The sequence below is a fragment of the Frankia sp. CgJB1 genome (assembly GCF_977947065.1).
The window spans coordinates 1-7387 of sequence record NZ_CDWTNB010000193.1 but is presented as its reverse complement, the minus strand read 5'-3'; the positions used below and the strand labels follow the sequence as shown (position 1 = coordinate 7387).

At 69.4% G+C, this 7387-nt stretch carries 5 protein-coding genes; 3 read left to right on the top strand and 2 right to left on the bottom strand.

Annotation, left to right across the window (positions count from 1 at the left end):
* Positions 1–219: 219 nt before the first annotated feature.
* Positions 220–663, bottom strand: a complete 444-nt coding sequence (locus AC08OT_RS17525) for a MerR family transcriptional regulator (protein WP_476603050.1) — start codon at positions 661–663, stop codon at positions 220–222.
* 666 nt (positions 664–1329) lie between these two features.
* On the opposite strand from AC08OT_RS17525, the gene mfd reads away from it, so the two are divergent.
* From mfd to mazG, 3 genes are read left to right on the top strand one after another with little or no spacing between them, the layout of a single operon-like run.
* Entirely contained in the window at positions 1330–4947 is a 3618-nt protein-coding gene (gene mfd, locus AC08OT_RS17520; RefSeq protein ID WP_476594313.1) for a transcription-repair coupling factor, read from the top strand.
* Between the two features lie 56 nt (positions 4948–5003).
* A complete protein-coding gene (locus AC08OT_RS17515) occupies positions 5004–5771 on the top strand; it encodes a SurA N-terminal domain-containing protein (RefSeq protein ID WP_476594314.1) in 768 nt (255 codons plus the stop codon).
* A 12-nt stretch (positions 5772–5783) separates the two neighbouring features.
* Positions 5784–6959: a nucleoside triphosphate pyrophosphohydrolase gene (mazG, locus tag AC08OT_RS17510; RefSeq protein ID WP_476594315.1), complete on the top strand. Its 1176-nt coding sequence runs from the start codon at positions 5784–5786 to the stop codon at positions 6957–6959.
* A 163-nt stretch (positions 6960–7122) separates the two neighbouring features.
* Here the strand turns inward: mazG and AC08OT_RS17505 are convergent, their stop codons facing one another.
* A complete protein-coding gene (locus AC08OT_RS17505) occupies positions 7123–7269 on the bottom strand; it encodes a hypothetical protein (RefSeq protein WP_476596329.1) in 147 nt (48 codons plus the stop codon).
* Positions 7270–7387 lie beyond the last annotated feature (118 nt).

Below are 7387 nucleotides of genomic sequence, written 5' to 3'. Positions count from 1 at the left end.
CCCCAATCATGCCGGCAACCAGACAGAACAGCCGGAACCGACACACCGACGACCATCAAGATCCAACTAGTGGAAGCGGCATTGGCCCACGACGCCTCCGGCGCAGCGTGGAGCATCCCCTGGGAGTTGCTGGAAAATAACCTCATGTTTTGATCTTGGTCTTGCCGGTGAGATTCGCGAGGCCCGCCGCGGTGAGTGCGATGATTCGGTGTCCGCGGATCAGGCGGTTCCGCGCCACCGTTTCGCGTCGTCGTGCAGCCCGCCGACGAACGACTCCGCGACGCTGACCTGCTCCCGAAGCGTAAAGAGCTTTTCCTCCGCGAGTACCACCCAGGTGCCAAGCCGTTCCTGGAGCTCGGCCCGGGCGTCCGCGGCGAGGTCGGGCTCGGCGAGCTCGTCGCGAAGGGCCAGCAGCGACCGTATCTCCTCCAGGGTGAACCCCAGCGGTTTCATCTTCTTGATGAGGAGCAGCCGCTCGATGGCATCGTCGTCGTAGAGACGAAATCCCCCTACGGTCCGACCTACCGGCATGAGGAGCCCCGATTCCTCATAGTAGCGGACTGTTCGCAGAGAGAGGCTGACCCGCTCCGCAACGTCCCCGATCTGGTAAACGTCGCCACGGGTCGTGTTCGATCCCGAAACACCACGGCGCTTGGTGGACAACTCGGCCCTTACGTTAAGGTAGATATTGGACGACCGGACCGGACGATTTGGACAACCGGACCGGACGCCAGGCAATCGACTGTACGTCGATCGGCGATGCGGCGCCCCCTTTGCCGAGGCGGGGGAACGCGGGACGCCCAAGCGTGCCGTCCGTCGTCCGGTACCGACCGGAAACGTGAGATGCGTCACGTCGGGGCCGTCGCGCTCGCCGGTGCGACCCTGCAGCCGCGCCCTCGGCTTCCACCTGACCGGCCCCGCGTTCGCCTGGACGCGCACGTTACCGCGGCCCCGACGGGCACGGCGCCGGCCCGAACGGGAGGAGGGTGGGTTGCCGGGGCGGGTGGGAAGGTTGTCGTAGACTGGACATATCGTCTGTGCCGACAGGGTTGAGCCGATCAAGGTCGGCCCGGTATCGGGGCTGGCCCGGTATCAGGGTCAACTGGGTATCAAGGTCGGCCCGGTATCGGGCCTGATCCGGTATCGAGATCGACTGGGTATCGAGGTTGACCCGGCGCCTGCGGACCGGGGCATCGCCGGGCGGAAGCGTCGTGTGGAGCGGGGCCGGGCGGTAGATCAGGGCCGGATCGGCCTTGCCGTGTCACGTCGTCGGATCCCAACCAGTCGGAGTCGGATCCCAACCAACCGAGAGGCACAGGGACGCACCCCATGACCCTCGCGCCGTTGCTCGACGCGCTGATCGCCCGTCCCGGCGGGGACCCTGCCCTGGGCCGGGCGATCGGCGCGGTCGGTGAACCGGTCCTCGACCTCGCTGGTCCCGCGGCGTTGCGGCCCTTCGCCGCCGCGGCCCTGGCGGTCGGGGCCGACCAGCCGGTCCTCGCCGTCGTGGCTACTGGCCGGGAGGCCGAGGATCTGGCATCGGCGCTCGGCAGCCTGCTCGGTCCCGATGTGGTCGCGGTCTTCCCGAGCTGGGAGACCCTGCCCCACGAGCGGCTGTCCCCCCGGGCTGACACGGTCGGGCAGCGCCTCGCCGTGCTGCGCCGGCTCACGCATCCGGCGAGCACCGGTCGGCCGCCGCTGCGGATCGTGGTCGCGTCGATCCGTGCGGTGTTGCAACCCCAGGTGGCCGGGCTCGGCGAGCTCGCACCGGTCACCCTCGCCGAGGGCGATACGGCCGACCTCGACGGCGTGGTGACGCGGCTGGTGGACATCGCCTACCACCGGGTGGACCTGGTCGAGCGGCGCGGCGAGATCGCCGTGCGCGGCGGCATCCTCGACGTCTTCCCGCCCACCGAGGAGCATCCGCTGCGGGTCGAGTTCTTCGGCGACGAGGTCGAGGACATCCGCCGGTTCTCCGTGGCGGACCAGCGGGCGCTGCCGGAGGATGATGGCGCGACCGGTGGTGGCCGTGTCCTGTTCGCGCCGCCGTGCAGCGAACTGCTGCTAACCGCGCAGGTGCGGGCGCGGGCCGCGGACCTCGCGACGCGCCACCCGGAGCTGCTGGACCTGCTCGACAAGATCGCCGACGGCATCCCCGTGGAGGGGATGGAGGCGCTCGCCCCGGTACTCGTCGACGCCATGTCACTGCTCTTGGACGACCTGCCGGCCGGCACCCACGTGCTGGTCTGCGATCCCGAACGGGTCCGTTCGCGGGCGAGCGAACTGGTACGCACGAGCCAGGAGTTCCTCGAGGCGTCGTGGAGCGTCGCGGCGCTGGGTGGCGGCGCGCCGATCGATCTCGGCGCGGCCGCCTACCGATCGATCACCGAGGTCCGCGAGCGTGCGGAGGATCTCGGCCTGCCGTGGTGGTCGGTCACTCCCTTCATGTCGACCCCGGTAGGCATCGACCGGGAGCCGGCAGGCACCGGGCTGGCGGGCGCCGTCTACGACGGGACCGAGTACGGCGACAACACGGTGGTCGCCAGCCTCCGGCCCGCACCGATCTACCACGGGGACACCGCGGCGGTCATCTCCGACGTCAAGGGCTGGCTCGCCGAGTCCTGGCGAGTGCTGCTGGTCACCGAGGGGCACGGTCCGGCGCAGCGCCTGGTGGAGATGCTGCGCGACGCCGACCTGGGCGCCGGCCTCGCCGAGGAGGCCACGCTCACTCCGGGCGTCGCCATGGTGACCTGCGGTCGGCTCGCCACCGGCTTCACCAGCGATACTTTGCGCCTCGCCGTTCTTACCGAAAGTGATATCGCGGGTGTCCGCGGAGTGATCACGAAGGACATGCGGCGCATGCCGAGCCGGCGGCGCAAGGGCATCGACCCGCTCGCCCTGCTCCCGGGGGACATGGTGGTCCACGACGCGCACGGCGTCGGCCGCTACGTCGAGATGGTCACCAGGACCGTCGCGGGCGCCAAGCGGGAGTACCTTCTGCTGGAGTATGCCCGGGGCGATCGGCTGTATGTGCCGACCGACCAGCTTGAACAGATCACCCGGTATGTCGGGGGTGACGCGCCGAGCCTGGACCGCATCGGCGGCGCCGACTGGGCCAAGCGCAAGAGTCGGGCCCGCAAGGCCGTCAAGGAGATCGCCGGTGAGCTGATCCGGCTCTACAGCGCCCGGATGGCTGCTCCCGGGCACGCCTTCGCTCCCGACAGTCCCTGGCAGCGTGAGCTGGAGGACGCCTTCCCGTTCCGAGAGACACCCGATCAACTCGCCGCCATCGACGAGGTCAAGGCCGACATGGAGAAGCCGGTCCCGATGGACCGGGTGATCTGCGGTGACGTCGGCTACGGCAAGACCGAGATCGCGGTGCGGGCCGCGTTCAAGGCGGTGCAGGACGGCAAGCAGGTCGCGGTGCTGGTGCCCACGACGCTGCTGGTCCAGCAGCACTTCCAGACCTTCTCCGAGCGTTACGCCGCGTTCCCGGTGGTGGTGAAGGCGATGAGCCGGTTCAACTCGCCCGCCGAACACAAGGCGGTGCAGAAGGGGCTCGCTACCGGCAGTGTCGACGTGGTCATCGGCACCCACCGGCTGCTGTCCGGGGAGAACCGCTTCAAGGATCTCGGCCTGGTGATCGTCGACGAGGAGCAACGCTTCGGTGTCGAGCACAAGGAGCAGCTCAAGAAGATGCGCACGGCGGTGGACGTGCTTACGATGAGCGCCACACCGATCCCCCGCACGCTGGAGATGTCGATCACCGGCATCCGGGAGCTGTCGACCATCGACACTCCGCCCGAGGAGCGGCACCCGGTGCTGACCTCGGTCGCCGCCTACGACGCCCGTCAGGTGACCGCGGCGATCCGCCGGGAGCTGCTGCGCGAGGGGCAGGTCTTCTTCATCCACAACCGGGTGGAGACGATCGATCGGGCCGCCGCCCGGCTGCGCGATCTGGTTCCCGAGGCGCGGATCGCCACCGCCCACGGCCAGCTGCACGAGGACGCGCTTGAGCAGGTCATGGTCTCCTTCTGGGAGAAGAAGTTCGACGTGCTGGTCTGCACGACGATCGTGGAGTCGGGCCTGGACATCTCCAACGCCAACACCCTCATCGTCGAGCGGGCCGACGTGTTCGGCCTGTCCCAGCTGCACCAGCTGCGCGGCCGGGTCGGGCGGGGCCGGGACCGGGCGTACGCCTACTTCCTCTACCCGCCGGACAAGTACCCGCCGGACAAGCCGCTGACCGAGACCGCCCACGACCGGCTCGCCACGATCGCCCAGCACAACGACCTTGGTGCCGGAATGGCCGTAGCCATGAAGGACCTGGAGATCCGGGGAGCGGGCAACCTGCTCGGCGGCGAGCAGTCCGGGCACATCGCCTCGGTCGGGTTCGACATGTACGTGCGGATGGTCGGCGAAGCGGTGGCCGAGTACCGCAAGGAGGGCGTCGAGGAGCCCCCGGAGGTCAAGGTCGAGCTGCCGGTCGACGCGAGCCTGCCGCACGACTACGTGCCGAGCGAGCGGCTGCGGCTGGACGCCTACCGGCGGCTGGCCGGCGCCGCCACGGACGCCGACATCGACGAGGTGCGTGGCGAGCTCGTGGACCGGTTCGGTCCGGTGCCCGAACCGGTCGAGAACCTGCTGGCCGTCACGGGCCTGCGGGTTCTTGCCCGGCACTTTGGCGTCACGGAGATCATCGCCGCCGGTCGCCAGATCCGGTTCGCTCCGCTGGAGCTGCGGGAGAGCCAGACACTCCGGCTGACCCGGCTCTACCGGGGCGCCGTGGTCAAACCGGCGGTGCGGACCGTACTCGTTCCCGCGCCGACCGAGACGGGGCGCATCGGCTCCCGACCGTTGCGGGATCGGGCCCTGCTCGCCTGGGTCGGCCAGCTCCTGCATGCGGTCGCGGGCGACTCGGTCGCCGCCGCGGCGGCCTCGATCTGACTCCTGGCGTAGGGCGCCGTACCGTACGCCACGCTGAGCGGATACCGTCTCGGCTCGTGAAGCTTTCCCGTCTCCTCGCCGGTGTCGGGCTCCTCGTGCTCGTCGGTACCGCCGGTACCGGGTGCACGACCCATGCCGGGGCCGCCGCCCAGGTCGGTTCGCAGACCATCGGGACCTCCCAGCTGCGCGGCATTGTCGACCGTGGGCTCAAGGCCGCGGAGACAGTACCGATCCCGCAGACCTCGCAGTCGGTGTCGCAGAGTCTCAACCGAGGTGAACTCCAGCGACGAACCCTGACCACACTCGTGCAGCTCGAATTGATCTCCGGTGAGGCGAAGCGGCTGGGGATCTCGCTGACCGGCCAAGACATCGCGTCCTACTACCAGGCGTACGCGATCCTGCAGTTCGGCAGCGTGAAGGCGTTCGAGCAGCGAGCCGCCGCGGCGGGCTTCGCCCAGCAGGACGTGGCGACGATCGTCCGCTCGGGAGCGTTCGAGTCGGCGCTCGGGGACAAGATCAGCGCGGGTATCCTCGCCTCCGACGCGGACACCCGCGCCCAGTACGACAGCATCGTCGATCAGATCGGGAAGATCCCCCTCAGCTACCGGCAGGCCAAGCCCTACCTGGCCCGGTTCCTGGTGGCGGACAAACGGGCGACGAAGGTGCGCCCGCTACTCGCGCAGGCCGAGTCCCGGGATCCCATCTCGATAAACCCACGATTTGGTACCTGGGACACGAAGCAGTTCGCCGTGGTCGCCGCCGAGGGCTCGATCGCCAGCAAGCCCGCGCCCACGCCGATCCTGGACCTGACCACCCGATCCTGAGCGGACGGCGACATGTTGATGCGGATCACCGTGGTCGTCACCAGCCCCCGGGTGGCACCGGGAATCCTCACGGCCCGGGCATGGGATGTCGTGCGCACGGTGCCCGTCCTGACCGCGAGCCCCACGCATCCTCAGCTCGCCGCGCTGCGGGCGGCCGGTGCGACCGTCCTGATCGTCGATCCCGGCGATCCCGGCGGTCTGGCCGGCGCGGTGACCCTCATCCGGGCCGCCCTGCCGGATCCCGCGGCGGCCGAGGTCGCCTGGCTGCCCGATCCGCTTGCGCCGAGCATCCTCGACCGCCTCCTCGACGAGGCGAGTGGATCCGGGGAACGGAACGATGCCGGCATCGAGAGGGTGACCGGGGTCGAAGTGACGAGCCTCGTGGCCACCAGGGAGCTGCCCGGCTCGAGCCTGTTGGACGCCGTCGCGGTCATGGACCGCCTGCGGTCGCCGGGCGGCTGCCCTTGGGACGCCGAGCAGACGCACACCTCGCTCGCTCCGTACCTGGTCGAGGAGACGTACGAGGCGTATCAGGCGATCGAGGACTACGATCTCACCGAGCTGCACGAGGAACTCGGCGACGTGCTGATGCAGGTGCTCTTCCACGCTCGGATCGCCGCCGAGCGCGCCGAGGACGGCTGGGACGTCGATGACGTCGCGGCCGGCCTGGTGGCCAAACTGATCCGCCGTCATCCGCACGTGTTCGGTGACGTGGTCGTGGACGGTCCGGCGAACGTCGTCGCCAACTGGGACGCGATCAAGGCGGTCGAGAAGGGGCGCGTCTCGGTGACCGAGGGCGTCCCACTCTCCCAACCGGCGTTGTCCCTCGCGGCCAAGCTGCTGAAGCGGGCGGCCGGCATCGGCGTCCCTGCGGATCTCGCGCTGACCGGGACGGCCGCGTGGGGTGTGACCGACGCGGGCGATCGGGTCACCGAGATCGCCGCCACGGCCGCCGTACTGGCCCGGTCGGGCACGGCGGGGGACGACCTGATCGGTGATCTGCTCTTTGCCGCCGTCGCGCTCGCCCGGATGGCCTCCGTCGATCCGGAGCGGGCCCTTCGGGCGACCGCCCGTCGCTTCCGGGACCGGCTGGCCGCCGTCGAGGGCACGGTCCGTGCCGAGGGCGCCGATCCGGCTTCCCTGTCCGACACCCGCTGGCGCGAAATCTGGCGGCAGCTACCCGGGTAAGCACCGATCATCGGCGCCCGATGCCAGAGAGTACCGAAAAATAACTTCAGGTTTTGATGCTGGTCTTGCCAGCGAGGTTGGCGAGGTCTGCCGCGGCGGGTGCGATGATCTTCTTTCTCTAGCCCCCGCGCCGGGACCGGCAGCGTACGCTGATCGTGTTGGATCAGCCCCAGAGCCGCTGGTACATCGCCGCCGCCATGGGATTGATGGTGGGGTCGACCAACGAGGAACGGACGTTGTTTGGCAGGGCATCGGGGAAGTACGCCTCGTAGGCGAGAATGTCCGCGTTGCGCATGAACGCCTCGTGCATCTTCTCTATGTAGACGGGGTTGTCCCCACCCGCGGCCCCGACTCGACCCGCCTTGGTGCCCTGCTGGCTGACCCAATGCCGCTTCCACTAGTTGGATCTTGATGGTCGTCGGTGTGTC

What these genes read in the sequence shown, in the direction of transcription:
- mfd (WP_476594313.1), top strand. Translation starts at nt 1,330, where the DNA reads ATGACCCTCGCGCCGTTGCTCGACGCGCTGATCGCCCGTCCCGGCGGG.
- mazG (WP_476594315.1), top strand. Translation starts at nt 5,784, where the DNA reads ATGTTGATGCGGATCACCGTGGTCGTCACCAGCCCCCGGGTGGCACCG.
- AC08OT_RS17505 (WP_476596329.1), bottom strand. Translation starts at nt 7,269, where the DNA reads ATGCACGAGGCGTTCATGCGCAACGCGGACATTCTCGCCTACGAGGCG.